The sequence below is a fragment of the Thermomonas paludicola genome, assembly GCF_024498955.1.
GTDB lineage: Bacteria > Pseudomonadota > Gammaproteobacteria > Xanthomonadales > Xanthomonadaceae > Thermomonas > Thermomonas paludicola.
Genome location: NZ_CP093311.1, coordinates 1,992,271 through 2,016,494 on the forward strand (window position 1 = coordinate 1,992,271; position 24,224 = coordinate 2,016,494).

General features: G+C 68.7%; 26 protein-coding genes. 6 read left to right on the forward strand and 20 right to left on the reverse strand.

Annotated features, from left to right (window positions below):
- The 3 genes from LIW09_RS09325 to rpoE all read right to left on the reverse strand — a co-directional run bounded on the left by LIW09_RS09325 (position 1) and on the right by rpoE (position 3,099).
- Positions 1-1,551: a DegQ family serine endoprotease gene (locus LIW09_RS09325; protein ID WP_256645368.1), complete on the reverse strand. Its 1,551-nt coding sequence runs from the start codon at positions 1,549-1,551 to the stop codon at positions 1-3.
- 61 nt (positions 1,552-1,612) lie between these two features.
- Positions 1,613-2,485 (reverse strand): RseA family anti-sigma factor, encoded by an 873-nt coding sequence (locus LIW09_RS09330; RefSeq protein WP_256645369.1) that lies wholly within the window; start codon positions 2,483-2,485, stop codon positions 1,613-1,615.
- Positions 2,482-3,099, reverse strand: coding sequence for an RNA polymerase sigma factor RpoE (gene rpoE, locus LIW09_RS09335; protein ID WP_256647203.1), 618 nt, complete (start codon positions 3,097-3,099; stop codon positions 2,482-2,484). Before rpoE ends, LIW09_RS09330 begins: the two co-directional genes overlap by 4 nt.
- Before the next feature lie 166 nt (positions 3,100-3,265).
- Here rpoE and LIW09_RS09340 point away from each other — a divergent pair, with 166 nt between their 5' ends.
- Positions 3,266-5,356, forward strand: coding sequence for a 3-hydroxyacyl-CoA dehydrogenase NAD-binding domain-containing protein (locus LIW09_RS09340; protein WP_256645370.1), 2,091 nt, complete (start codon positions 3,266-3,268; stop codon positions 5,354-5,356).
- A 71-nt stretch (positions 5,357-5,427) separates the two neighbouring features.
- Here the strand turns inward: LIW09_RS09340 and LIW09_RS09345 are convergent, their stop codons facing one another.
- From LIW09_RS09345 to LIW09_RS09405, 13 genes are all read right to left on the reverse strand, one after another.
- Entirely contained in the window at positions 5,428-5,775 is a 348-nt protein-coding gene (locus LIW09_RS09345) for a PilZ domain-containing protein (RefSeq protein WP_256647205.1), read from the reverse strand.
- A 40-nt stretch (positions 5,776-5,815) separates the two neighbouring features.
- Positions 5,816-6,814 (reverse strand): DNA polymerase III subunit delta', encoded by a 999-nt coding sequence (locus tag LIW09_RS09350; RefSeq protein WP_256645371.1) that lies wholly within the window; start codon positions 6,812-6,814, stop codon positions 5,816-5,818.
- The gene (tmk, locus tag LIW09_RS09355) at positions 6,811-7,470 is read right to left on the reverse strand and encodes a dTMP kinase (protein WP_256645372.1); all 660 of its coding nucleotides are present in this window, start codon (positions 7,468-7,470) and stop codon (positions 6,811-6,813) included. The genes LIW09_RS09350 and tmk overlap by 4 nt, the downstream gene beginning before the upstream one ends.
- Positions 7,467-8,519 carry an endolytic transglycosylase MltG gene (mltG, locus tag LIW09_RS09360; RefSeq protein WP_256645373.1) on the reverse strand — a complete coding sequence of 351 codons (1,053 nt, stop codon included), beginning with the start codon at positions 8,517-8,519 and terminating at the stop codon, positions 7,467-7,469. Before mltG ends, tmk begins: the two co-directional genes overlap by 4 nt.
- Positions 8,516-9,343, reverse strand: a complete 828-nt coding sequence (gene pabC, locus LIW09_RS09365) for an aminodeoxychorismate lyase (protein ID WP_256645374.1) — start codon at positions 9,341-9,343, stop codon at positions 8,516-8,518. The genes mltG and pabC overlap by 4 nt, the downstream gene beginning before the upstream one ends.
- A gap of 43 nt (positions 9,344-9,386) precedes the next feature.
- Complete coding sequence (locus tag LIW09_RS09370) at positions 9,387-10,736, reverse strand: aminodeoxychorismate synthase component I (RefSeq protein ID WP_256645375.1); 1,350 nt, start codon at positions 10,734-10,736, stop codon at positions 9,387-9,389.
- 57 nt (positions 10,737-10,793) lie between these two features.
- Positions 10,794-12,032: a beta-ketoacyl-ACP synthase II gene (gene fabF / locus LIW09_RS09375; protein WP_256645376.1), complete on the reverse strand. Its 1,239-nt coding sequence runs from the start codon at positions 12,030-12,032 to the stop codon at positions 10,794-10,796.
- A gap of 135 nt (positions 12,033-12,167) precedes the next feature.
- Positions 12,168-12,407: an acyl carrier protein gene (gene acpP, locus LIW09_RS09380; protein ID WP_256645377.1), complete on the reverse strand. Its 240-nt coding sequence runs from the start codon at positions 12,405-12,407 to the stop codon at positions 12,168-12,170.
- 88 nt (positions 12,408-12,495) lie between these two features.
- On the reverse strand, positions 12,496-13,245 hold the full coding sequence (gene fabG / locus LIW09_RS09385) for a 3-oxoacyl-ACP reductase FabG (RefSeq protein WP_256647206.1): 750 nt from the start codon (positions 13,243-13,245) through the stop codon (positions 12,496-12,498).
- 8 nt (positions 13,246-13,253) lie between these two features.
- Entirely contained in the window at positions 13,254-14,144 is an 891-nt protein-coding gene (gene fabD / locus LIW09_RS09390; RefSeq protein WP_256647207.1) for an ACP S-malonyltransferase, read from the reverse strand.
- A gap of 204 nt (positions 14,145-14,348) precedes the next feature.
- Positions 14,349-15,341: a beta-ketoacyl-ACP synthase III gene (locus LIW09_RS09395; protein WP_256645378.1), complete on the reverse strand. Its 993-nt coding sequence runs from the start codon at positions 15,339-15,341 to the stop codon at positions 14,349-14,351.
- A gap of 177 nt (positions 15,342-15,518) precedes the next feature.
- Positions 15,519-15,713: a 50S ribosomal protein L32 gene (gene rpmF / locus LIW09_RS09400; protein WP_256645379.1), complete on the reverse strand. Its 195-nt coding sequence runs from the start codon at positions 15,711-15,713 to the stop codon at positions 15,519-15,521.
- Between the two features lie 68 nt (positions 15,714-15,781).
- On the reverse strand, positions 15,782-16,300 hold the full coding sequence (locus tag LIW09_RS09405; protein ID WP_256645380.1) for a YceD family protein: 519 nt from the start codon (positions 16,298-16,300) through the stop codon (positions 15,782-15,784).
- Between the two features lie 101 nt (positions 16,301-16,401).
- Between LIW09_RS09405 and LIW09_RS09410 the strand changes: the two genes are divergently transcribed.
- Positions 16,402-16,764 (forward strand): hypothetical protein, encoded by a 363-nt coding sequence (locus LIW09_RS09410; RefSeq protein WP_256645381.1) that lies wholly within the window; start codon positions 16,402-16,404, stop codon positions 16,762-16,764.
- 2 nt (positions 16,765-16,766) lie between these two features.
- The gene (locus LIW09_RS09415) at positions 16,767-17,342 is read left to right on the forward strand and encodes a Maf family protein (RefSeq protein ID WP_256647208.1); all 576 of its coding nucleotides are present in this window, start codon (positions 16,767-16,769) and stop codon (positions 17,340-17,342) included.
- Here LIW09_RS09415 and LIW09_RS09420 read toward each other — a convergent pair.
- Positions 17,329-18,834, reverse strand: a complete 1,506-nt coding sequence (locus LIW09_RS09420) for a glycosyltransferase family 39 protein (RefSeq protein ID WP_256645382.1) — start codon at positions 18,832-18,834, stop codon at positions 17,329-17,331. The genes LIW09_RS09415 and LIW09_RS09420 overlap by 14 nt on opposite strands.
- Before the next feature lie 46 nt (positions 18,835-18,880).
- Here LIW09_RS09420 and LIW09_RS09425 point away from each other — a divergent pair, with 46 nt between their 5' ends.
- Genes LIW09_RS09425 through LIW09_RS09435 form a run of 3 tightly spaced genes read left to right on the forward strand, consistent with a single transcriptional unit; the run spans position 18,881 to position 22,740 of the window.
- Positions 18,881-19,831, forward strand: a complete 951-nt coding sequence (locus tag LIW09_RS09425; protein ID WP_256645383.1) for an AAA family ATPase — start codon at positions 18,881-18,883, stop codon at positions 19,829-19,831.
- Position 19,832: 1 nt separating this feature from the next.
- Complete coding sequence (locus LIW09_RS09430; RefSeq protein ID WP_256645384.1) at positions 19,833-20,789, forward strand: DUF58 domain-containing protein; 957 nt, start codon at positions 19,833-19,835, stop codon at positions 20,787-20,789.
- Positions 20,782-22,740, forward strand: coding sequence for a transglutaminase TgpA family protein (locus tag LIW09_RS09435; RefSeq protein WP_256645385.1), 1,959 nt, complete (start codon positions 20,782-20,784; stop codon positions 22,738-22,740). The genes LIW09_RS09430 and LIW09_RS09435 overlap by 8 nt, the downstream gene beginning before the upstream one ends.
- Before the next feature lie 31 nt (positions 22,741-22,771).
- Here the strand turns inward: LIW09_RS09435 and LIW09_RS09440 are convergent, their stop codons facing one another.
- From LIW09_RS09440 to LIW09_RS09450, 3 genes are all read right to left on the reverse strand, one after another.
- Positions 22,772-23,119 (reverse strand): histidine triad nucleotide-binding protein, encoded by a 348-nt coding sequence (locus LIW09_RS09440; protein WP_256645386.1) that lies wholly within the window; start codon positions 23,117-23,119, stop codon positions 22,772-22,774.
- A gap of 23 nt (positions 23,120-23,142) precedes the next feature.
- Positions 23,143-23,742 carry a recombination mediator RecR gene (gene recR, locus LIW09_RS09445; protein ID WP_256645387.1) on the reverse strand — a complete coding sequence of 200 codons (600 nt, stop codon included), beginning with the start codon at positions 23,740-23,742 and terminating at the stop codon, positions 23,143-23,145.
- Positions 23,743-23,878: 136 nt separating this feature from the next.
- A complete protein-coding gene (locus tag LIW09_RS09450) occupies positions 23,879-24,199 on the reverse strand; it encodes a YbaB/EbfC family nucleoid-associated protein (RefSeq protein ID WP_256645388.1) in 321 nt (106 codons plus the stop codon).
- Positions 24,200-24,224: the final 25 nt, after the last annotated feature.

Genomic DNA, 24,224 nt, shown 5'->3' on the forward strand with positions numbered 1-24,224 from the left:
TCAGTCCTGCACCGGGTTCACCGCGACGTAGCGGGTGCCACCCCCGCGCTGGACCAGCAGCATCACCGGCTTGCCGGCACCCGCCGCCTTGAGCTGCGCATCCAGTGCGCTGGCGCTGCCGACATCACTGCGCCCCACCGCCAGGATCACGTCGCCGGACTGCAGCCCGGCTTCGCGCGCCGCCTGCCCGTTGATCCGCGCGATCAACACGCCCTCGCCTTTCTGCAAGCCCAGGCGCGTGCGCTGTTCGGCACTGAGATCCTGCCCGATGATTCCCAGCGGATTGCCCGGCGCGCTGGCCGCTGGCTTGCCCGCCGCGTGCGGCACGCCATCGGCACCGGCAACGGCGTCATCCAGCGCGTTCAAGGTGGCGCTGAGGGTGCGCGGCTTGCCGTCGCGAACCACGTCGATGCTGACCCGGGTGCCCGGCGCCATCGCGCCGATGATCGGCGGCAGGTCGCTCGCGTCATACACCGCCTGCCCGTTGACGCTGCGGATCACGTCCTGGCGCTGGATACCGGCCCGCTCGGCCGGACTGCCCGGCTCCACCTTCGCCACCAGCGCACCGGCGGCGTCGCCAAGCCCCAGTGCCTTGGCTGCATCGCGATCCATGCCCTGGATCTGCACGCCCAACTGCCCACGGGTGACCTTGCCGGTAGCCTTGAGTTGCTTGACCGCGTTCATCGCCACGTCAATCGGGATGGCGAAGCTCACCCCCATGTAACCACCGGAGTTGCTGAAAATCTGCGAATTGATGCCCACCACCTGGCCGCGGGTGTCCAGCAGCGGGCCACCGGAATTGCCGCGGTTGATCGCCACGTCGGTCTGGATGAACGGCACGTAGCGCTGGTCGGCGCCGGGATTGGCGCGACCGACCGCGCTGACGATGCCGGCGGTCACCGAATGATCCAGTCCGAACGGCGAACCGATCGCCACCACCCATTGGCCGGGCTTGAGCAGGCGCGAATCACCCACGCGCATGACCGGCAGGCCCGTGGCGTTGATCTTGAGCAGGGCCACGTCGGACTGCTCGTCGCTGCCCACCACCTTGGCGGTGAATTCGCGGCGGTCGGCCAGGCGGATGCGCACGGTGTCGGCGCCATCGATCACATGGTGGTTGGTCAGCACATAGCCATCGCCGGAGATGATGAAACCGGTGCCCAGCGACGTACCGCGCGGGCGCATCGCCGGTGCTCCGGGACCGCCGGGCAGCGGCCCCATGCCCGGGCCGAAGAAGCGCCGGAAAAACTCCGGGATCTGCTCGTCGCCGCCCTCATCGTCATCGTTCTGCGGCATCGGGCTGCTGCGCGCCACCTGCGGCTTGCTGCCGATCTCCGCCTGCACGCTGACCACCGCCGGCCCCACCTGCTCCACCAGCCGGGTGAAATCCGGCAACCCGGCCACCAGATCGGGGGCCGGTGCGATTGCCGGCGCCGCGGTTGGTGATTGCGCTTGCGCGGTGTTCTGGCCGCTGCAGGCCCCCACGCCCGCCACGGCCAGCGCCGTGGTCAACAACAGGGGACGAAGAACCGAAAGTTTGGTCACGGGCATGCGAACGAATCCTCTCTTCGTGGATCGGGAGTACGAACCTGGCTTGCGTGCAGATGCAGCGTCAGGGCGACGGCTCGGCTGGCGTCTGCGGTACGGGCGCCGGCGCGTCCGTATGTTCCTCCTCGTCGCGCAGCAGCTTGGGCGGCGCGGAAAACACCGGTGGCGCAAAGGGATTGGTGGCTGCAGCGCGCGAGACGTGCTCGCCGAAGCCCACGGTGAGCCCATTGCTGCCGCTGTATTGCGGCAGGATCGAGCGTGGCCACGGGCGCGTGGCAATGGCGGACACCAGCGGCGTGGCTGCGGGAAGCTCGACCGCAAGCCTGTCAGCGGGTGCAACGACGTCGGCGGCAGCCGGCACAGTCGCCGCTGGCTGCGGGCGCAAGGCCGCGCGCCGCACGGGCTTGGCCACCGCCACCGCCGCAGTGGCGGCAAGCATGGCAGGCGCATCCATCCGCGATGCGGGCGCTGGTGCGGGCACCTGCGGCATCGGGCCCGGCGCGGACACCGGCACGCTTGCCACGTCCTGCGCGGCAGGCACAGCGACCGGCTGGCTGCCGCCCTGCAATGCCGGCCGTGCCATCAGCGCCACGACGGCAAGCGCCGCCGCCATGCCGACACCACCGCCCCAGCGCAGCCAGCCCGGGTTGCGGACCGCCTGCTGCGCCGCAGCTGCAGCGCTGTCGCCATGCAGTGCAGCGGATACGCGCAGCGCAAAATCCGCAGGCAGATGCCGAGCCGGCGCCAACCCGCGCATGGCCTCGGCCGCAATGCGCCAGCGATCCCAGCTGTCGGCCAGTTCGGTGTCGTGCTGCAAGCGGCGCAGCAGGAACCGGGTCTGGTCTTCCGGCAGTGCGCCGTCCATCAGCGCGGACAGTTGCTCGCGGCTGCTGAGTTGGGTGAGGTCGATGCAGTGGCGGTCGGTGTCAGTGTTCATGCGTGCGAGCGCTTCGGCGTTTGGTCGTGGTCCAACAGGGGGCGCATGCGGGCATCGATGACTTCGCGTGCGCGGAAGATGCGCGAACGCACCGTGCCGATCGGGCAGCCCATGCGTTCGGCGATCTCCTCGTAACTCATGCCTTCCACTTCGCGGAAGGTGATCGCGTCGCGCAAGTCGGGCGGCAAGGCTTCGACCGCGGCCAGCACGGTTTGTTCCAGTTGCTGGCGCATCAGTTCGCGCTCGGGCGTGTCGTTGTCGCGCAGGCGCAGGCCGGACTCGAACTGCTCGGCGTCCTCGAGTTCGATGTCGTCGCCCGGCGGGCGGCGGTTATGCGATGAAAGATGGTTCTTGGCGGTATTCACCGCGATGCGGTGCAACCACGTGGAGAACTGGGCATCGCCGCGAAAACTGCGGATCGCGCGATAGGCGCGGATGAAGGTGTCCTGCGCCACGTCCTGCACCTCGGACCAATCGCGTATGTAGCGCGAAATGATGGCGGCGACGCGATGCTGGTACTTGCGCACCAGCAGGTCGAAGGCAGCGGTGTCACCGCGTTGCACGCGCGCCACCAAGTCCTGATCCAGCGATTGCGACACCTTGTCCTCCATCATTTGCGCCGCAGCCTCGAAGGTGGGGCCCGAACGCATCCGGGCAGTGTGACCAGCATGTGCCGGCAAAGTTCCACGCGGTGGAAACCCGTCGCTGGCGATTAGACAAATATTCAATGTCTGGCGGGCTACGATACCCGCATCCTTCGATCGCATGGATGGCATGTACATGGCAGGCTCCCCCGCAACTATTTTCGACGGGCTTCACCTTCGCCACTGGCATCCGCAGGGTCGCGAGGATGGCGTGCTGGTGCTGCATTTCGACCGTGCCGATGCACCGGTCAATGCGTTCTCGCAGGATGCGCTGATCGAACTGGGCGAAGCGCTGGAGCGCATCGCCATCGAACCACCGAAGGCGCTGGTGATCGCCTCCGGCAAGAGCAGCGGCTTCATCGCGGGCGCCGACCTCAAGGAATTCCAGGAATTCGACCGCAAAGGCACCGTCAACGACGCGATCCGCCGCGGCCAGGACACCTTCCAGCAACTGGCGACACTGCCCTGCCCCACCGTCGCCGCCATCCACGGCTTCTGCATGGGCGGCGGCACCGAGATCTCGCTGGCCTGCCGCTACCGGGTCGCCAGCAGCGATGCCTCGACCCGCATCGGCCTGCCGGAAGTGCAGCTGGGCATCTTCCCGGGCTGGGGCGGCAGCGCCCGCCTGCCGCGGCTGGTCGGCGCGCCGGCGGCGATGGACATGATGCTGACCGGCCGCGCGCTGGGCGCAAAGGCCGCACGCGGGATTGGCCTCGTGGACAAGGTGGTGGAGCCCGCGCTGCTGATCGACGCCGCCGCCGCGCTGGCGCTGAAGGGCACCGTGCGCCCGTTCAAGCAGCGCGCGTTGGGCTGGCTGACCAATACCTTCGCGGCGCGCAAGCTGCTGGCGCCGCAGATGGCCAAGCAGGTCGCGCGCAAGGCGCCGAAGGCCTTCTATCCCGCGCCCTACGCGCTGATCTCCACCTGGGAACGCAGCGGCGGCGCAGGCATCCGCGCGCGCCTCGACGCCGAACGCCGCGCGGTGGTGAAGCTGGCCGGCACCCCGACCGCGCGCAACCTGATCCGCATCTTCTTCCTCACCGAGCGGCTGAAGGCGCTGGGCAAGGGCGAGTCCGGCATCGCCCGCGTGCACGTGATCGGCGCCGGCGTGATGGGCGGCGACATCGCCGCGTTCGCCGCCTACAAGGGCTTCGAGGTGACGCTGCAGGACCGCGAACAGCGCTTCATCGACGGCGCCCTGCAACGCGCGCAGGCCTTGTTCGAGAAGAAGGTGAAGGACGAGAGCAAGCGCCCGGCAGTGGCGGCGCGGCTGAAGTCCGACCTCGACGGTGCTGGCGTGTCCGAGGCCGACCTGATCATCGAAGCGATCATCGAGAACCCGGAAGCCAAGCGCGACCTGTACCAGTCGGTGGAGCCACGCATGAAGGCCGACGCGCTGCTGACCACCAACACCTCGTCGATCCCGCTCGATGAACTGCGCGGCCATATCGCACGCCCGGCGCAGTTCGCCGGCCTGCACTACTTCAACCCGGTGGCGCAGATGCCGCTGGTCGAGATCATCCGCCACGACGGCATGGCCGCCGAGACCGAGCGCCGCCTGGCCGCGTTCTGCAAGGCGCTGGGCAAGTTCCCGGTGCCGGTGGCCGGCACGCCCGGCTTCCTGGTCAACCGCGTGCTGTTCCCGTACATGCTGGAAGCCGCCACCGCCTACGCCGAGGGCATCCCCGGCCCGGCGATCGACAAGGCGGCAACCAAGTTCGGCATGCCGATGGGGCCGATCGAGCTACTCGACACCGTGGGCCTGGACGTGGCCGCCAGCGTGGGCAAGGAACTGGCCCCCTTCCTCGGCCTGGAGGTGCCGGCGGCGCTGGCGACGGTGGAAGCCGGCAAGCGCGGCAAGAAGGACGGCCAGGGCCTCTACAAATGGGAGAACGGCAAGGCCGTCAAGCCCGAGCTGCCGGCCGGCTTCGTGGCACCGGACGACCTGGAGGATCGCCTGGTCCTGCCGCTGCTCAACGAAGCCGTGGCCTGCCTGCACGACGGCGTGGTCAGCGACGCCGACCTGCTGGACGCCGGGGTGATCTTCGGCACCGGCTTCGCCCCGTTCCGCGGCGGCCCGATCCAGCACATCCGCGCCACCGGCGCCGACGCGCTGCTGGCGCGGCTGGAAGCGTTGCGCGCGAAGTACGGCGAGCGCTTCGCGCCACGCAAGGGCTGGGACAGCGCGGTGCTGCGCGAACCGGTTCTGCAGGAAAAAGGGCCATGAAGAACGAGTCATCGCTCGCGGAACATATCCCTGTGGGACGCTGCCTCCGCGCCAACGCGCAACGCGCACGCCTACATCGTCTGCGTTGACTGATCGCCGCCCAAGGTTCCCGCCAGCGTGGTTTCGATCTTGCTGCGCACGGCTTCGCCTTCGGAGGTATCGGCGAATTGCACGCCGATACCCGCCGTGCGGTTGCCCTGCGCACCAGTGGGCGTGACCCACACTACCTTGCCGGCCACCGGCAGCCGCTCCGACGAGTCCGGCAGGGTCAGCAGCAGGAATACTTCATCGCCCAGGAAATAGCGACGCGTGGTCGGCACGAAAATGCCGCCCTGCTTGATGAAGGGCATGTAGGCGTTGTACAGCGATGCTTTGTCCTTGATCGCCAGCGACAAGATGCCCTGCCGCGCGCCGCCCATCGGATTGCTCATTCCCGGTTCCCCATCGAACGTTGTGTATTCAGCGCCACGCCAACAGCGCCTCCATCACCGCCAAGTCGGCGCGCACCGTGCTGCGCAGCAGCTCGCGGGCGCGGTTGGCCGCATCGAAGCGCGCAGCCAGCGTGCGGGTTGCGGCAGGATCGGTCAAGCCCGTCGCCTCGCGCAAGGCCAATTCCGCCAGGTGGCGCAAGCGCACATCCGCCTGCCCATCGGCCACCCAGCGCTGCGCCACGTCGGCCGGTTCGGCCTGACCCCGCAGCAGCGCCTGCGCATCCGTGAGCGCATCGCGGCGCAATTGCAGCCCGCCATCGCCGATCCAGGCATCCGCCAGCCCTGGATGCCCGCGTGAGGCATCCAGGGCTTCGTTCGCCAGTGCCTCCGCATGCCCGCGGTCGCGCAGCCAGGCCAGTGCCTCGGCGCGCGGCGGCAGGTGCAACTCAAGGCGCTGGCAGCGACTGCGAATGGTGGCCGGCAGGCGCGCCGGATTGGACGCCAGCAGCCACAGATAACGCCCGGGCTGCGGTTCTTCCAGTGTTTTCAGCAGCGCGTTGAACGCGCTCCAATTGATGGCATCACAAGGATCGACGATGGCCACCTGGCCACCACCCAGCTGCGAGGTCAAATTCATTGCCCCGGACAGACTGCGGATTTGTTCGATCACGAGCTCGCCGCGCGGCTTGCCTGTTTTATGGTTGATCCCATAGCCAAGCAGCAGGAAATCCGGGTGCGCGCTGTGTCCCCACGGATGCGCAAGCGCGCCGTCCGGACGGACTTCCAGCGTTTCCATCTGCGCGCGCGACGCGAACAGCGTGCAGCTCTTGCAGGCGCCGCACGCTTCACCATCCGCACGCGGCGACAGGCACAACACGCGCCGCGCCAGATGTTCGGCCAGCAGGCGCTTGCCGATTTTTTCCGGCCCCACGATCAGCAGCGCATGCCCGAAATGACCGGCCGCCATGGCATCCGCTGCCTGCGCGTAAGCACGCTGTTGCCACGGCGCCAGCGGCGGCAGGCTCATGCCAGCGTCGCCCGATAATCCGCCAGCGCTGCCAATGCGGCGGTCGCCACGCTGGCGGCGTCAGGACTGGCATCGATCACCCGAATGCGCCGTGGCTGCTGCGCCGCGCGCGCAAGAAACCCTGCGCGCACGCGCTCGAAGAAACCGTCGTGTTCCCGCTCGATCCGGTCCGGCGCCGAGCCATCGAGAAGGTCGCGGCCGCGCGTGCGTTCGCGCGCATGCGCCACCCCCAGATCCAGCAACAGGGTCAGGCCCGGCTCGATGCCCACCACGTTGCGCTCCAGCGACGCAATGAAGTCATGATCAAGCCCGCGCGCAGCGCCTTGGTAGGCATAGCTGGAATCGGTAAAGCGGTCACTGATGACCCATGCACCGCGCGCCAGCGCCGGCAACATCACCTGCTGCACGTGCTGCGCGCGCGCGGCGAACATCAACAGCAGCTCGGTCTGCGCATGCACCGGCTCGTCGCCGGCAGACAACAGCAGATCGCGAATGCGCTCGGCCAGCGGCGTGCCGCCCGGCTCGCGGGTGCTGACCACCTCGAACCCGTCGGCCAGCAGCGCCCCGCGCAGTGCCGACAACACGGTGCTTTTTCCGGCTCCCTCGCCACCTTCGATGGTCACCAGCCGTTGCCGGCATTGCAGGATTGCACTCACTTCGATGCCGCCCCTTCACGCTCGGCGCGGGCCTGGGCGCGGTAGCGCTGCACGTAGTCGCGCACCGCCGTGTTGTGGGCATCCAGGCTGGCGCTGAAGGCATGCCGGCCGCTGCCGTCACCCAGCGCCACGAAATACAGCGCGTCCCCCGCTGCCGGATGCGTGGCCGCGTGCAGTGCCGCCTTGCCCGGCATGGCGATGGGTGTAGGCGGCAGGCCGTTGCGGGTATAGGTGTTGTAGGGCGTGTCGGTCTGCAAATCGCTGCGGCGGATGTTGCCGGCGTAGCTGGAGCCCATGCCGTAGATGACCGTCGGGTCGGTTTGCAGGCGCATGCCGATCTTCAGGCGGCGCACGAACACGCCGGCGATTTGCGCCCGCTCCGCCGCAACGCCGGTTTCTTTCTCGACGATCGAAGCCAGCGTCAACGCGGCGTCTGGATTGTCCAGCGGCAGATCCTCGGCCCGCGACAACCATGCGGCCTCCAGCGCCGTGTCCATCGCCGCATGGGCGCGCTTGAGGAGGTCGAGGTCACTGTCGCCGCGCACCCAGGCATAGGTCTCCGGAAGGAAGCGCCCTTCCGGATGCTGGCCGGCATGCCCCAGCGCCTGCATCAACGCCGCATCACTCATCGTTTCGGTGGTTTGCGCCAGCAGCGGCACCTTGCGCAAGGCTGCGCGCAGGTCGCGGATGTTCCAGCCTTCCACAACGGTGAACTTGCGGCGCACCACCTTGCCGTCGCGCATCGCCAGCAGCAGTTCGCGCGGCGTGATGCCAGCGCCCAGCGCGTACTCGCCCACCTGCAGCCTGCCAGCCGCGCCGGTCTGCCGGGCCAGCAGTTGCCAGTACAAACGGTCGCCAGTGGCAATCCGCTGCGCCCGCAGCGTGCGCAGCACCTTGTCGAGGTTGTCGCCACGGTCGACCACCAGGCTCGCGTCCGCCGCAACGCCGGCCAGCGGCGCGTCCGCGAACGACTGGAATCGCTGCCAGTACCAGCCGCCCGCGACGACGGCCGCCAGCACCACGAGCAGCAGCAAGCGACGCGCGTTCATGCCGCCATCCCCGGGTTGGAAAACATCGGATACGCCATCGCCAGTCGCGCCTGCAAGTCGGGGATCGCCGGGTGCGCCGCCCAGGTGCGGGCGCCCAGCATCAAGACCGGCAGGATACCGCGCACGGCGGTGCACAGCGCCACGGCATCGGCATCGCGCACGTCCTCCTGCGCCAGCGCCGCCACCTCCACCAGCCCCTGCTCCAGCAGCCAGCCGCGCAGCACCCCGGCAACGCCGCAGCGTTCCAGCGGCGGCGTCAGCCAACGGCCGAGGCGGTACACCAGCAGGTTGGCCGACGTTGCGCAGACCGGGCGCCCGTCGGTGTCGCGCACCAGGCCTTCGTCGCAGCCGGCGCGCTCGACTTCCGCGCGCGCCAGCACCTGTTCCAGCCGGTTGCAATGCTTGATGCCCGCCAGCGCGGGCTGGATCGCCAGCCGGGTATCGCAAGCGTGCAGGCGCAGCGTCGCCGGCATCGGCGGCAGCGAATGCAGGGCCAGTGTCCACACAGGCGGCGCATCAATTGGCGGCGCATAACCGCGCCCGCCGTCGCCACGGGTCAGCAGCAGCTTGAGCACGCCGGCATCGATGCCGGCAATGGCGTCGGCAATGCGCGCTTCGATGAACGCCTGCTCGGGCAATGCGATGCCGAGGCGCAGCGCGCCTTCGCGCAGCCGCGCGAGATGGCGTGGCCACAGCGGCAACGCGCCGCGATGCACGCGCATGGTTTCGAACAGGCCGTCGCCGTAGGCAAGGCCGCGATTGGAGGCGGAAACGCCGTCCACAGGCGCAGACCCCTCGAACGACGCGGATGCCGCGGGGCTCAACGCAGTCGCTCCCCGATCGTCGCGGTGTGCGTCGAACCCGACATCATTCGACCCCCAACGCCCGCAGCATGCCGCGCGCCTTCGCCCGCGTTTCGTCCAGTTCGCGCTGCGGATCGGAGTCGATCACGATGCCCGCACCGGTGCGGAACCGCAGCGCGCTTCCCTCGACCTCCGCGCTGCGGATCAGGATGTTGGTATCCATGTCGCCGTCCAGGTTCAGCCACCCCATCGCGCCGGTGTAGGCACCGCGCCCCTCGCCTTCCAGCTCGGCAATGATCTGCATGCAGCGCACCTTCGGGCAACCGGTGATCGTGCCGCCCGGAAATACCGCCGCAAGCACCTGTCCCGGGGTCACCCCGGCACGCAGCTCGCCACGCACATTGCTGACGATGTGATGCACGTGCGCGTAGCTTTCCACCGACATCAGCTCATCCACGCGAACGCTTCCCGCCCGGCATATCCGCCCCAGGTCATTGCGCTCCAGGTCGATCAGCATCACGTGCTCGGCGCGCTCCTTCGGGTTGCCTGCCAATTCGCCGATCCGGGCGGCATCATCATCGCCGGCGAATCGCGGCCTGGTGCCGGCGATCGGCCGCGTTTCGACCGTGCCGGCGCGCACCGACACCAGCCGCTCCGGAGACGCACTGACCACGCTGCCAGCCGGAAGGCGGAAGATGCCGGCGAACGGCGCGGGGTTGTGCGTGCGCAGGCGCTGGAACAGCGCCGCGGCATCCAGCGGGCGGTCGAACGCCGCGCGCCAGCCGCGCGAGAGATTGACCTGGAAGACATCACCTGCCGACAGATACTCCAACACGCGCTGCACGCCTTCGACATACCGCTGCGGCAGGTCTTCATCGATACGCAGCGGCGCCTGCCATGCAGGCAGCGGCGGCAGCGCGGCGGCACGCCCGACGTCGCCCTCGATCCGATCCAGCCAATCCGCGAACGCGTGCTCGGCCACGCTGGAACAACGGCCGCTGGCGCGATCGCGCAGGATGGCCGCAGGGCAGCGCAGCGCCACCGCGATCGGCAACGACCCGCCAGGTGGCGGAAGCCGCAGCACCGGCTCGACCTGCCGGGCCAGCTCGTAGCCCAGGAACAACGCCCAGCCACCACGGAACGGCAGCGCGCTGTCGGCGGGCCGCTGCACTTGAACCGCCTGCCACTGCGCGTCCAGCACATCGAGGAAGCGGCCTTCGATGCGCTCGCCCGCCAGCGTGCGCACGACGCCATCGCGATGCAGGGCAAAACCTTCGCCGGCATGCGCCAGCAGCATGTCCACGCGCCCATGCGCGCCAGCCGCACTGGATTCCAGCAGCACCGGATAGCGCGCCGGGTCGAGCCGATGCAGGGCGAGCAGGTCGACGTCGGCGGGAAGGGTTGCGGCAATCATTGGTGAAGTGCACCCCACCCCAGCCCTCCCCTGCTGCGCAAGGGAGGGAGTGGGCGGTCAGATCCGCTTGAACACCAGCGTGCCATTGGTGCCGCCAAAGCCGAAGCCGTTGGACACCACCACGTCCACCTTCGCTTCACGCGCGGTGTTCGGCACGTAATCCAGATCGCAGCCCTCGCCCGGATGTTCCAGATTGATGGTGGGCGGAATGATGCCGGTTTCCAGCGCCTTGATCGAATAGATCGCCTCCACCCCGCCCGCTGCACCCAACAGGTGGCCGGTCATCGACTTGGTGGAACTGATCATCGTCTTGTAGGCGTGCTCACCCAACGCACGCTTGATCGCCAGCGTCTCGGCCAGGTCGCCCAGCGGGGTGCTGGTGCCGTGCGCATTGAGATAGCCCACCTCGTCGGCATTGATGCCGGCATCGCGGAACGCCATCGCCATGCAGCGCGCCGGGCCTTCGCCGTTCTCGCTGGGCGCGGTCATGTGGAAGGCGTCCGAGGTGGCGCCGAAGCCGACCAGCTCGCAGTAGATGCGCGCGCCACGCGCCTTGGCGTGCTCGTATTCCTCCAGCACCAGGATGCCGGCGCCGTCGCCCAGCACGAAGCCGTCGCGGCCGGCGTCCCACGGCCGCGAGGCGCGGGCGGGATCGTCGTTGCGGGTGCTCATCGCCTTCATCGCGCAGAAGCCGCCCATCGCGGTCGGCGAACTGCCGCGCTCGGCGCCACCGGCGAACATCACGTCGGCATCGCCGTACTGGATCATGCGCATCGCCATGCCGATGGAATGGTTGGCGGTGGCGCAGGCGGACACGGCCGAAAAGGTCGGGCCCTTGATCCCGGTGGCCAGCGACAGCTGGCCCGGCATCATGTTGATGATGGTGCTGGGGATGTAGAACGGGCTGATCTTGCGCACCCCGCCTTCATGCAGCTTGATCGCGGTTTCCTCGATGCCCCAGATGCCGCCGATGCCGGCGCCCACCAGCGCGCCGATGCGCTCGGCGTTGGCCTCGTTCACCTCCAACCCGGCGTCGTCCCTGGCCATCAGCGCAGCGGCCATGCCGTAGTGGATGAAGTGGTCCATCTTCCTGGCGTCCTTCGGGCTCACCCAGCGGGTGATGTCGAAATCACGCACTTCGCCTGCGATGCGGGTGGGATACGTGGACGCATCGAAGCCCTCGACCATGCTGATGCCGGAACGGCCGTTGACGATGCCGTCCCAGTTGCTGGCCAAATCGTGGCCCAGCGGCGAGACGATGCCCATTCCGGTCACAACAACGCGTCGCTTCGACATGGTGGCTCCTCCATCAATTACCGGGTTGCGGTGGTGCATAACACGCGGGGCCGCAGAAGCGGCCCCGGTGCTGCTGCAGGGATGCGCCGGCCGTGTGCCGGGCACCCCGCAGAGTTGTCCCCGCGGGGACGACCATCAGGCCTTGACGTGGGCCTTGATGTAGTCGATCGCGGCCTGCACGGTGCTGATCTTCTCGGCGTCTTCGTCCGGGATCTCGCACTCGAATTCTTCTTCAAGCGCCATCACCAGCTCCACGGTGTCCAGCGAGTCCGCGCCAAGGTCGTCCACGAACGACGCACTGATGGTGACGTCTTCTTCCTTGACGCCCAATTGTTCGACGACGATCTTCTTGACGCGCTCTTCGATGCTGCTCATGTCTGGTTGCTCCTCCCGGGAATCGGGTTCAATTGACAAGTTTACGTGAAAGCCAGGCGCTGCCAACAGCCGCCGCCCGGCGGGGAAATCAAGGCATGTACATGCCGCCGTTGACGTGCAGGGTCTCGCCGGTGATGTAGGCCGCCGACGGGCCGACCAAGAACGCCACCGCGCGGGCAATGTCGGCAGGCGCGCCGAGGCGGCCCAGCGCGATCTGCCCCAGCAACGCATCGCGCGCGGCGTCCGGCAAATCGGCGGTCATGTCGGTGGCGATGAAGCCTGGCGCGACCACATTGACGGTGATCCCGCGCGAACCGATTTCCTTCGCCAGCGACTTGCTGAACGCGATGATGCCGGCCTTGGCCGCGGCATAGTTGGCCTGGCCGGCGTTGCCGGTCACGCCGATCACCGAGGCGATGTTGACGATGCGACCCTTGCGCGCCTTCATCATGCCGCGCAGCACCGCCTTCGAGGCGCGATAAACGGAAGTCAGGTTGGTGTCGAGGACGGCCTGCCAGTCCTCGTCCTTCATCCGCATCAGCAGGTTGTCGCGGGTGATGCCGGCGTTGTTGACCAGGATGGACACCGGGCCGAACTCGCTGGACACCGCGTCCACCAGCGCCTCGATGGCGCCGGCCTCGTTCACGTTCAAGCGGCGCCCGTGCCCGCCCCTGGCAGCCAAACGCGCGCCGATCGCCTGCGCGCCGGCATCCGAGGTCGCGGTGCCGATGACTGTTGCGCCCAGCGCAGCCAACTCATCGGCAATCGCCGCGCCGATCCCGCGCGAGGCGCCGGTGACCAGCACCACTTCGTCCTTCAAAACCGCACTATTCGACATCTGCTCGCTCATGCGTTTTTCCAATCCTCAATGGCGCCGGCAAACTCTCCGGGCGTGCCCAACGCGCGTGCGTCGAGTGTCTTGTCGATGCGCTTGGCCAACCCGGCCAGCACCTTGCCCGGCCCGCATTCGCCGATGCGCGCGACGCCATGCCCGGCCAATGCCTGCACGCAGCGCGTCCACTGCACCGGCAAATACAGCTGGCGCACCAGTGCGTCACGAATGGCATCAAGGCTGTCATGCACCCGCGCATCCACGTTCTGCACCACCGGCAGCGCGGGCATGCGCCAGTCCAGGCCGGCCATGGTGTCGGCCAGGCGATTGCCGGCTTCGCGCATCAAGGGCGTGTGCGACGGCACGCTGACGGCCAGCTTGACCGCCTTGCGCACGCCCCGCTCCTGCAGCAGCGCCAGCGCGCGATCCACCGCCGCGGCGTCACCGCCGATCACGATCTGCCCGGGCGAGTTGTAATTGGCCGGCACCACCACCTGCGCGCCCGAGGCCTCGACGCAGACGGCTTCCACCAGCACATCCTCCGCACCGAGCACGGCGGCCATCGCGCCAGTGCCGGCCGGGGCCGCGTCCTGCATCAGCTGACCACGGATGCGCACCAGATGCGCGCCATCACGCAAGGACAACGCGCCCGCCGCAACCAGTGCGGTGTATTCACCAAGGCTGTGTCCCGCCAGCACGGCCGGCTGCACGCCCCCCTGCGCCTGCCACAGCCGCCAGACCGCCACGCCGGCGGCCAGCAATGCGGGCTGTGTGTATTCGGTGCGATTCAGCATGTCCTCGGGGCCGCCCTGCGACAGCGCCCACAAATCGGCGCCGGCGCCGTCCGAGGCTTCCTGGAAGGTCGCCTTGACCGACGGATGCAGCTCCGCCAGTTCGGCCAGCATGCCGATCGACTGTGAACCTTGCCCCGGGAACAGCAGGGCAAGTTGTGGGGATGCGCTGGTTTCGCTCACGTGGTTCCCGATGCGACCAAAGGCCTGCCCAAAATGGTCGGACATGATACGAGCAATAGCTCTAACGTGTCTGTACCGAGGCGTATGCGGGCGCCTTGCTCCCGCTTCGCCCGACCGCAGTCGGGCCCGCCCGGATCAATAGCGCAGCAGCGCGGAGCCCCACGTAAAGCCGCCGCCGAAGGCTTCCAGCAGGACCAACTGGCCGCGCTGGATCTTGCCGGAGCGCACCGCTTCGTCCAGCGCCAGCGGCACCGAGCCGGAAGACGTGTTGCCATGCCGATCCACGGTGACGATCACCCGCTCCATCGGCATCGCCAAACGCTTGGCAGTGGCCTCGATGATGCGCAGATTGGCCTGGTGCGGAACCAGCCAATCCAGCGCGGAGCGATCCAGGCCATTGGCCAGCAACGCCTCGTCCACTACCGCGTCCAGCGCCTTGACCGCGTGCTTGAACACCTCGTTGCCCGCCATCTGCACGCGCACCCCGGCGTTCTTCTCCCCGGGCTTGAAGCCGACCGAGACGCCCACCGGGTTCCACAGCAGTTCCTTCTTGCTGCCATCGGCGTGCATGTGCGTGCTGAGGATGCCGGGCTCGGCAGCGGCCTTGAGCACCACCGCGCCCGCACCGTCGCCAAACAGCACGCAGGTGCCGCGATCCTCCCAATCCAGCATCCGGGTCAGCGTCTCCGCGCCGATCACCAGTGCGGTTTTCGCCGCACCCGAGCGGATGAACTTGTCGGCGATGGTCAGCCCGTAGATGAACCCCGAGCACGCCGCGTTGACATCGAATGCGGGACATCCCGCCACGCCCAGCTTGTGCTGGATCATGCAGGCGGTGGACGGGAAGATCAGGTCGGGCGTGGTGGTGCCGACCACGATCAGGTCGATCTCCGCTGCCTCCACCCCGGCGGCTTCCAGCGCTCGCAGCGCGGCACGGTAGCCCAGGTCACTGGTGGTCTCGCCCTCTGCGGCGACATGCCGCTGGCGGATGCCAGTGCGCGTGGCGATCCATTCGTCGCTGGTCTCCACCCCGCGCTTCACCAGGTCATCGTTGGTCAGCACCTGCTGTGGCAGGTAACTGCCGGTGCCGGCAATGCGGGCGAAAACGCGGCTATCGGACTGGCTCATGCGCTTGCAAACTCCCTGGCGAATCCGGCAAGGGTAGCCGATCGCGACCACGGCACGCAGCCGCAGGGCGCAACGCACGACTCACCTGCCCCGATTCCTGAACGACAAAAACGCCAACGGCCGCGCTGTCTGGCGCGGCCGGGCGTCATGCGGATAGCGCAGCCTTGCGGGCTGCGATCACTCCTGGTCGGCGACCGAGGTCTTCGGCGCGATGACCTGCTTGCCGCGGTAGTAACCGTCAGCAGTCACGTGATGACGCAAATGGGTCTCGCCACTGGTCGGGTCAGTCGCCAGCTGCTTGGCGGACAGGGTGTCGTGCGCACGGCGCATGCCGCGGCGGGACGGGGAAACGCGGGACTTCTGAACGGCCATGGGAACAACTCCAAGGAAATGCTTTGCAAAAGCGAAATGACGAACGACTCAACGCGACATTGTCGCACTTATTCCAATGTCAGGCCCGACAACGCCGCGAACGGGTTGGCCTGGGCCACTTCCTCCACGGTGGGCGCGAAATCGCGCTCAACCGCTTCGGCTTCGGGCGATACCGGCACCACCGGCAGCGCCAGGATCAACTCATCTTCCACCAGCTCGACAGGCTTCAGCATGCCGTCGGCGTCCACCAGCAACGCCTCGTAACCGGGCGGCAAGGCCGCTTCGCCAGCCTCGTCCTGAATCAGCCCGAGCCGCTGCACCAGTTGCACCGGCAGCAAGAACCGCTGCAGGCTGCGCTGGCATTCCAGCGGCAACTCGGCGTCGATGCGCAGCTCCGCGAACGGAACCTTCAGCGAATCGGTGCCGAAGCTGATCGAAAAGCGCACCTCGCCTTCACAATCCACCAGGCTGCCGCGCAGCCGATCCAACGACGCCAGGGGAATTCGACCCTCGAACTCACGCTGCGCCGCGACCATGCGCCAAGCGTCAACGCTTTCTGGAACTCGGCTGATTGACGGTTCGGACATAGCCGGCGAATGTTAAAGATCCGCCGTGTCCGTGTCAAATCCATGCGCGAGGCAATCTGCCGGATTTGCACCCCCGCCACCGCCTCGCGCAGACTGACGGGATGACACTCGCCCTGTTGATCGCTGCCGCGCTTGCCGCCCTGGCCCTGTGGCAGGGGCGGCGCCTGCTGCATGAGCGCCGCACCCGGCAGCTGGCCATCAGCCGCCTGCTGGATGCCGCTGATTCGCTTGAAGCAAGGCTGCGCGCTGCACGCAGCGAAATCGAGGCGATTGCCGGCGAGCACGAGAACCCGGTGCGCGCCGCCATGCAGGACCTCCTGCGCCAGCGCCTGTGGCTGCAGGAGCACGCCCACTCCGCCAGCATCGCGCAGCTGGACGGCGTGCGTGACGCACTGCAGGTCGCCAGCAGCCGCCTCGACCAGCAACTGCGGCAGCTCGAACAAGCACGCAGCGCAACACCATGACCATGACGCCACTGATCCTCGCCTCCACCTCGCCCTATCGGCGCGGGCTGCTGCAACGCTTGCGGCTGCCGTTCGACGTCGCCCGTCCCGAGGTGGATGAAACTGCGCTGCCCGGCGAAGCGCCACGGGCGCTGGCCATCCGCCTGGCCCAGGCCAAGGCCCGGGCGATTGTCCAGCGCGGCACTGGGGCATGGGCGCTGGGTTCGGATCAGGTGGCCGAATGCGCGGGGCAGGCCCTTGGCAAGCCGGGCCGGCGCGAGGTCGCCATCGCGCAGCTGCGGGCGATGTCCGGCAAGATCGTGCGTTTCCACACCGCCCTGTGCCTGGCGCATGCCGATGGCCGCCTGCTGGCCGACGTTGACCTGACCGAAGTGCACTTCCGCACGCTTGGCCAGGCCGAGATCGAACGCTATGTCGATGCCGAACAGCCGTTCGACTGCGCCGGCAGCTTCAAGTCGGAGGGCTTGGGCATCAGCCTGTTCGAGGCCATCGACAATCGCGACCCTACCGCGCTGGTCGGGCTGCCATTGATCGCGACCGCGCGCCTGCTGCGCCGAGCCGGCTTCAGCCTGCCGTGATCGGCGCGTCCAGCACGAACAACCAGAAACGCTTGCGACCGCCGTCAATCTCCAGCACCTGCGGCGGCGGCAACGGCCCAAGCTGCTGCTGCAACCGGCGCAGATAGGCCGGCGGATCATCGAAGCCCGCGTGTGACGGGCTGGCCACCAGCAACAGCGGCGCGCCACCACCCAGCTGGGCGCGCGAATCGCGCTGCAGCTGCCATCGCTGCAACTGCGCCGCCCGACCGTGCTTGTCATTGAGCGGATGCGCCAACACCGGGATGTCTGGCTCGCCCAGCGCAAAACCCAGCTCGGCGCCGATCTTGAAATCCCCGGCCAGCAGCCGCGTGCCCGGCGGCAGCGCGCCGCGCCGCGCCCGCACGGCATCGGCCAACGCGCTCCAGCCCGCGAAGTTGGACGGATATACGCCGCCGCGTGATGCTTGCAGGCGCAACCCCGGCAGCGCGGCCATCGTCAGATAGCCCAGCGCCAGCGCCAGCCCAAGCGCTGTCGTCGCCAGCGTGGCCATGCGCCAACCGCGCCTCCAGCCCGCCAACTGCATTGCCACCAGAGGCAGCAGCGCCACCATGCCGGGCAAGGGCCAGTGGAAACTGACGCGCTGCCGGTCTGCAAAGAAGCCGAGCACGAGGAATGCAGCCAGCACCAGCGCACCGTTCAATGCCAGATAGCGCGATGCCGGGCGCGCATCACGCAGGCCAGCGCGCGCCGCCAACGCCATCGCCAGCAACAGCAGCGGCGTCGCCGGCAATAGCTGCAACAGCCCCAAGCGAAGCCCCTGCGCACTGAAGCTCCACGGATGCCGGTCCAGCAACTGGAAGCGCAGCCCGGCATCGGCGTTTTGCAGGTTCCACAGCAGCAGCGGCGCCCACGCCACGGCGCCAATGGCAATCGCCAACCATGGCAGCGGACCGCGCAGCGCGCGCCGCCCATCGCGCAACGCCAGCAGCGCGGCGAAACCAATCACGATCACGGCGGCGAAGCGGTAGTGGGCCAGCCCGCCCAGCGCCAGCCCCAACGCCAGTTCGCCCGCAGCCCAGGCATCCACCTTGCGCAGCATCCGCAGACCGGCGTCCAGGCACAGCACGCTTGCCAGCAGCAGCGGCACATCGGGCAGCGCCATCAGTCCCAACGTGCCGGACAGCGGCAGCAGCAGGCAGAGCGCGCCCGCCCACCAGCCGGCCCAGGCATCGAACTCGCGCGCGCCCAGCCGAACCAGCAGCCACGGAATCAGCGCCGCCAGCAACAGGAACGGCAGCCGCAGCGCCAGCAGGCTGCCGGGCGCCAGCGCATCGCCCAATCGCGCCAGCCACGCGGTCAAGCCGGGCAGGTCGGAATAGGCCCAGTCCAGGTGACGGCCTTCCTGCCAGTAGAACGCCTCATCGACGAACAGCGGCAAGTGCGCCGCCAGCGCCAGTTTCAGCACCAGTAGCACAAGCCACAGGCCGATGAACGCGCGCCTGGCGCTGTTTGCATCCCGTCCATCCCGCATCGACTTGCGACCTCGCTACACTGGCTTGAACCTGACCGAGGCCCCCATGTCCAAATCCCCGGCAATCGACGCGATGCTACCCGACGCCCTGCAACAAGCCCTGCGCGAGGCGCAGGCGCAGGTGAACACCCTGGTGCTGGGCAAACCGATGCAGGTGCGCCTGGCCTTCGTCGCACTGCTGGCCGACGGCCACCTGCTGATCGAAGACCTGCCCGGGCTGGGCAAGACCACGCTGGCGCACGCGATGGCCGCCACGCTGGGGCTGGGATTCGCGCGCGTGCAGTTCACCTCGGACCTGCTGCCATCGGACATCCTCGGCGTCTCGATTTACGAAGCGCAGGCGCGGCGTTTCGAATTCCACCCCGGCCCGGTGTTCACCCACGTGCTGCTGGCCGACGAGATCAACCGCGCGCCGCCGCGCACGCAGAGCGCGCTGCTGGAAGCCATGGCCGAACACCAGGTGAGCATCGACGGGCAGACCCGGCCACTGCCCGATCCGTTCCTGGTCATCGCCACGCAGAACCCGGTGGACCTGTCCGGCACCTATCCGCTGCCCGATTCGCAGCTCGACCGCTTCCTGCTGCGGCTGGCGCTGGGCTATCCCGACGCCGCGGCGGAACGTGCGCTGCTGGCAGGCGTCGACCGGCGTGACCTGATTGCACAGGCATCGCCGCTGCTGGATGCGCCGCGCATCCTGGCGCTGCGCCAGGCGGCACTGGCGGTGCATGCAAATGCCGCCCTGCTGGATTACGTGCAGGCGCTGATCGGGCGCAGCCGCAAACAGCCGGGCGTGCGCGTGGGGTTGTCGCCGCGCGCCGGGCTGGCGCTGCTGCGCGCCGCGCGGGCGCATGCGCTGCTGCTGGGACGCAGCCATGTCGTTCCCGAAGACGTGCAGGCGCTGTTCCCGGCGGTGGCCGAACATCGTCTGGTGGCGGACGCGGATACCCCGCCCGAGAGCCTGGCGAAGGCGATCCTGCACGCGGTCGCGGTGGACTGAGATGCTGGCGGCGTTGCGTCGACGCACCCAGGCGTGGATGCGCCCGCGCGCACCGGAACCACTGCCGGCGCAGATGACGCGCAACCGGATCTACGTGCTGCCCACCGCCAGCGGGCTGTTCTTCGGGCTGCTGCTGGGCACCATGCTGCTGGGCGCGCTCAACTTCAACAACAATCCAGCCCTGTTGCTGGCGCTGCTGCTGGCCGGCGCGGTGCAGGCCAGCCTGATCGCCGCGCACCTGCAGCTGTCGGGGCTGCGCGTCAACGCCATCGCCGCCGAACCGGTGGCCGCCGGCGAGGAGCTGCGCCTGCGCATCGCGCTGGATGCGGTGGATGCCCGCGTCCGCCGCGGCTTGCGCATCGCGCATGCCGGCAATTGCACGCACGCCCGGGTCGATGCGCATGGCGCCACCATCGAGCTGCGCCTCCCCACCACCCGGCGCGGCCTGTTGCCACTCCCGCGGCTGCAGCTGTCCACCGTGCAACCGCTGGGGCTGGCGCGCGCCTGGGCCTACGTGTGGCCGGCACAGGCGCTGCTGGTGTATCCGGCGCCGGAAACGCAGGCACCGCCACTGCCGGTTCCGATCGGCGGCCAGGGGCATCCGCAGGTCACTCGTGCCGGCGAGGACCCGCATCACCTTCGCGGCTACCGTCCTGGCGATGCGCCGCGCTCGGTTGCATGGAAAGCGTCCGCCCGCCACGACAACCTGCTGGTGCGCGACTACGAACAGCAGCGCAGCGGCGAATTGCTGCTGGACTGGCAACACACCAGCGGCCTGCCGCACGAGCAGCGCATCCGCCGGCTGGCGCGCTGGGTTGACGATGCCGAGCGCGATGGCCGCCGCTACGCGCTGCAGCTTCCCGCCCACCCGCTCATTGCCACCGGCCAGGGCGAGCAGCACCGCCATCGCTGCCTGCGCGCTCTGGCGCTGCTTCCGGGCGAGGCCGGCCATGGCTGACACACCATCGCCAGCGATGACGCCCGCCACCCGCACGCAGGTCCGGCTGGCCGCAGCAGCCTGCCTGCTGCCGCTGTTGCTGCAGTTGCCAGCCACGCTGGGAATCGGCTTCGGCATCGGCGCGCTGGCGGTGACCGCCGCGGCCTGGCGCAACCCGCTGCCCAGTGTGTTGCGGCTGCTGCTGGGCGTGTGCGCGCTGCTCGCGGTGGCAGCGGTGGCGCCCGGCATCGGCCGCGACACCGCCTGTGCGGTCCTGGCAGCGATGCTGGCGCTGAAGCCCGTCGAGACCTTCTCCCTGCGCGACGGCCGCAGCCTGGTCGGCTTCGGCCTGTTCGCGCCGTTCGCCACCTTCCTGCTCGACCAAGGCCCGCTGAGCCTGGTGCTGGCACTGCTGGCGGTGCTGCTGGCGCTGCTGGCGCTGCAACGCCTGGCCGCCGAAGAAGGCGAGATCATGGCGGCGGCGGACCACCCGCACTGGTTGGCCGCCAAGGGCGTGCTGCGACTGGTCGCGCTGGGCCTGCCGCTGGCGCTGTCCGCGTTCTGGCTGTTCCCGCGCCTGCCAACGCCGCTGTGGGGGCTGCCCGGGCGCAGCATCGCCACGCCGGGGCTGTCCGACACGATGACGCCGGGCGGCATGGCCGATCTGCTGCTGGACGACAGCCCGGCCGCGCGCGTGCAGTTCTTCGGCGCCGTGCCTGCTCCCGAGCAGATGTACTGGCGCGGCCCGGTGCTGTGGGATTTTGATGGCAGCAGCTGGCGACAGGCGCGCGGCCTGCAGGCGCTCCCGGCGGCACCCATGCGCCCGGCCGGTCCCGGCTGGGAGTATCGAATCGACCTTGAGCCAACCGAGGACCGCCAGCTGATCGCGCTGGACCTGCCCACCCGGCTGCCAGACGGCGCGCATCTCAGCATCGACTACACGACGACCACGGACGCGCCGCAGTACAACGTCTCCCGTTGGCGGATGCATTCGGCGCCGGCGGCCGCCTTCGAGCCGGAGCTGCCGCAGCAACTGCGGCAGCGCGCACTGGCGCTTCCGCAGGGCTACAACCCGCGCACCCTCGCGCTGGGCCGGCAATGGCGACGCGCCGCCGGACACGATGCCGAGGGCCGCGCAGACGCCGCCATCGCCGCGCGCGCACTGGGCATGATTCACGACAGCTTTGCCTACACGTTGAACGTGCCGCTGGCCAGCCGCAACGAAATCGATGATTTCCTGTTTGATCGCAGGCAAGGCTATTGCGAGCATTTCAGTTCCGCCTTCGTGGTGCTGATGCGCGCGGCCGGCATTCCGGCGCGGGTGGTCACCGGCTATGCCGGCGCCTATCGCAACCCGATCGGCGGTTACTGGCTGGTGCGCAGGTCCGATGCCCATGCGTGGGCGGAACTGTGGCTGCCCAAGCGCGGCTGGGTACGTTTCGACCCCACCGCCGCGGTGGCGCCCGAGCGCGTCTATGACACCATCGCCGACCGCCAGCCGGGCAGGATTGGCGGATTCGACGGCTTGGTTTCGGTCTTCAACGCCAGCGACTGGCTGCGCCGGGGCTGGAATGATTTCGTGCTGGGCTTCAACGCGCAGCGCCAGCAGGACCTGCTCAAGCCGCTAGGGCTGGGCGCGCTGGGCGCCAGCGCACTGGTCGTGCTGTTTGCCGCCATCGCCGCACTGGCGCTGGGCTGGATGGCGTGGTGGATCGCGCGCGGCGAGCGCCAGCGCGACCCGCTGCTGCGAGCGTGGCATGCGCTGGACGCGCGCTATCGCACACTGGGGCGCGGCCGCGCGCAACACGAAACGGCACTGGCCTGGGCTGCACGGGTGGCTGCCGACCGCCCAAGCGCGGGCAGGCACCTGGCCGAACTCGGCCAGCGCTTTTCCGAAGCGCGCTACGCCTCGTCCCTGAGCCGCGAGCGATTGCGCGACCTGCTGCGCGACCTGCGCCAGCATCGCCCCTGAGCCGCCCCGAGCCACCGATGGACGGCGCCGGTCACGGCGTGCCGAAGCGTCCCAGCGGCGCACCGGCAAGCAGGTGCAAATGGATCTGGAACACGGTCTGGCCCGCGTCGGCATTGCAATTCATGACGATGCGATAGCCAGCCTCGGCCAGCCCCTGCGCCTTGGCGTAACGCGCTGCGGCAGTGGCAAGTCGGCCGACCACGATGGCGCTGTCCTCACCGACATCGTTGAGCGTGGCGAAGTCCTGCTTTGGCACGAACAGCACGTGCACCGGCGCCTGCGGCGCGATGTCGCGGAATGCAATCAAATGCTCGTCTTCGTACACCACATCCGCGGGAATTTCGCGGCGCATGATCTTGTGGAAAATCGTCTCGCTCATCGGGCGGGCTCCAGGGCTGCAATTCAGGAAGGGATTTCGATGCGGCTGCCGAACGCGTGTGACAGCGTGCCGCGATCCACGTATTCCAGCTCACCACCCAGCGGCACGCCGTGTGCCAAGCGACTGGGCTGGACGCCGCGCGCGCGCGCCAGCTGTGCCAGGTAGTGCGCGGTGGCCTCGCCTTCCACGGTGGGATTGGTGGCCACGATCAGTTCGCGCACCTCACCCTCCTCCAGCCGCTGCGCCAGGAGATCCAGGCCCAGCTCGCGCGGGCCAATGCCGTCCAGCGGGCTGAGCCGGCCCTGCAACACGAAGTACAGGCCACGAAAGCCGGTGGCCTGTTCGATGACAAGCCGGTCCGCCGGGGTTTCCACCACGCACAGCAATTGCGCGTCGCGCGCGCTGCTGCCGCAGGTGGAACACAGCTCGGTTTCGCTGAAGTCGCGGCAACGCTTGCAGTGGCCGATGCGCTGCATCGCCTGCGCCAGTGCATCGGACAGCCTGCGCCCGCCATCACGCTGGCGCTCCAGCAAGTGATAGGCCATCCGCTGCGCCGACTTCTGGCCCACGCCGGGCAATACGCGCAAGGCGTCGATGAGTTGTTCGAGGAGGGAGACGGTCATCGCTTCATGCCCCTCCCCTTGCGCCAAGCGCAGGGGGAGGCTGGGTGGGGGTTGTCCGGAGAAGCATGCGCGCCAGGAACCGCATCGAGCACCTTCCCCGGCCCTCCCCTTCGCTGCGCGAAAGGGAGGGAGAAAATCAGAACGGCAGCTTCATGCCGGGCGGCAACTGCATGCCGGCGGTGGCGGCAGCCATCTTTTCCTGCGAGGCGGCATTGATCTTGTTGACCGCGTCGTTGAACGCTGCGGCGATCAGGTCTTCAGCCATCTCCGGGTCGGCCAGCGCGGCCGGGTCGATGCGCACCTTGCGGCAGTCCATGCGCCCGCCCAGGGTGACGCTGACCATGCCGCCCCCGGCACTGCCGGTGGCTTCCAGCGCAGCCACTTCTTCCTGTGCGCGCTGCACGTTTTCCTGCATCTTCTGCGCCTGCTGCATCAGCTGGGCAATGTTTCCACGCATGTCGTTGCTTCCATTGTTGCGGTGC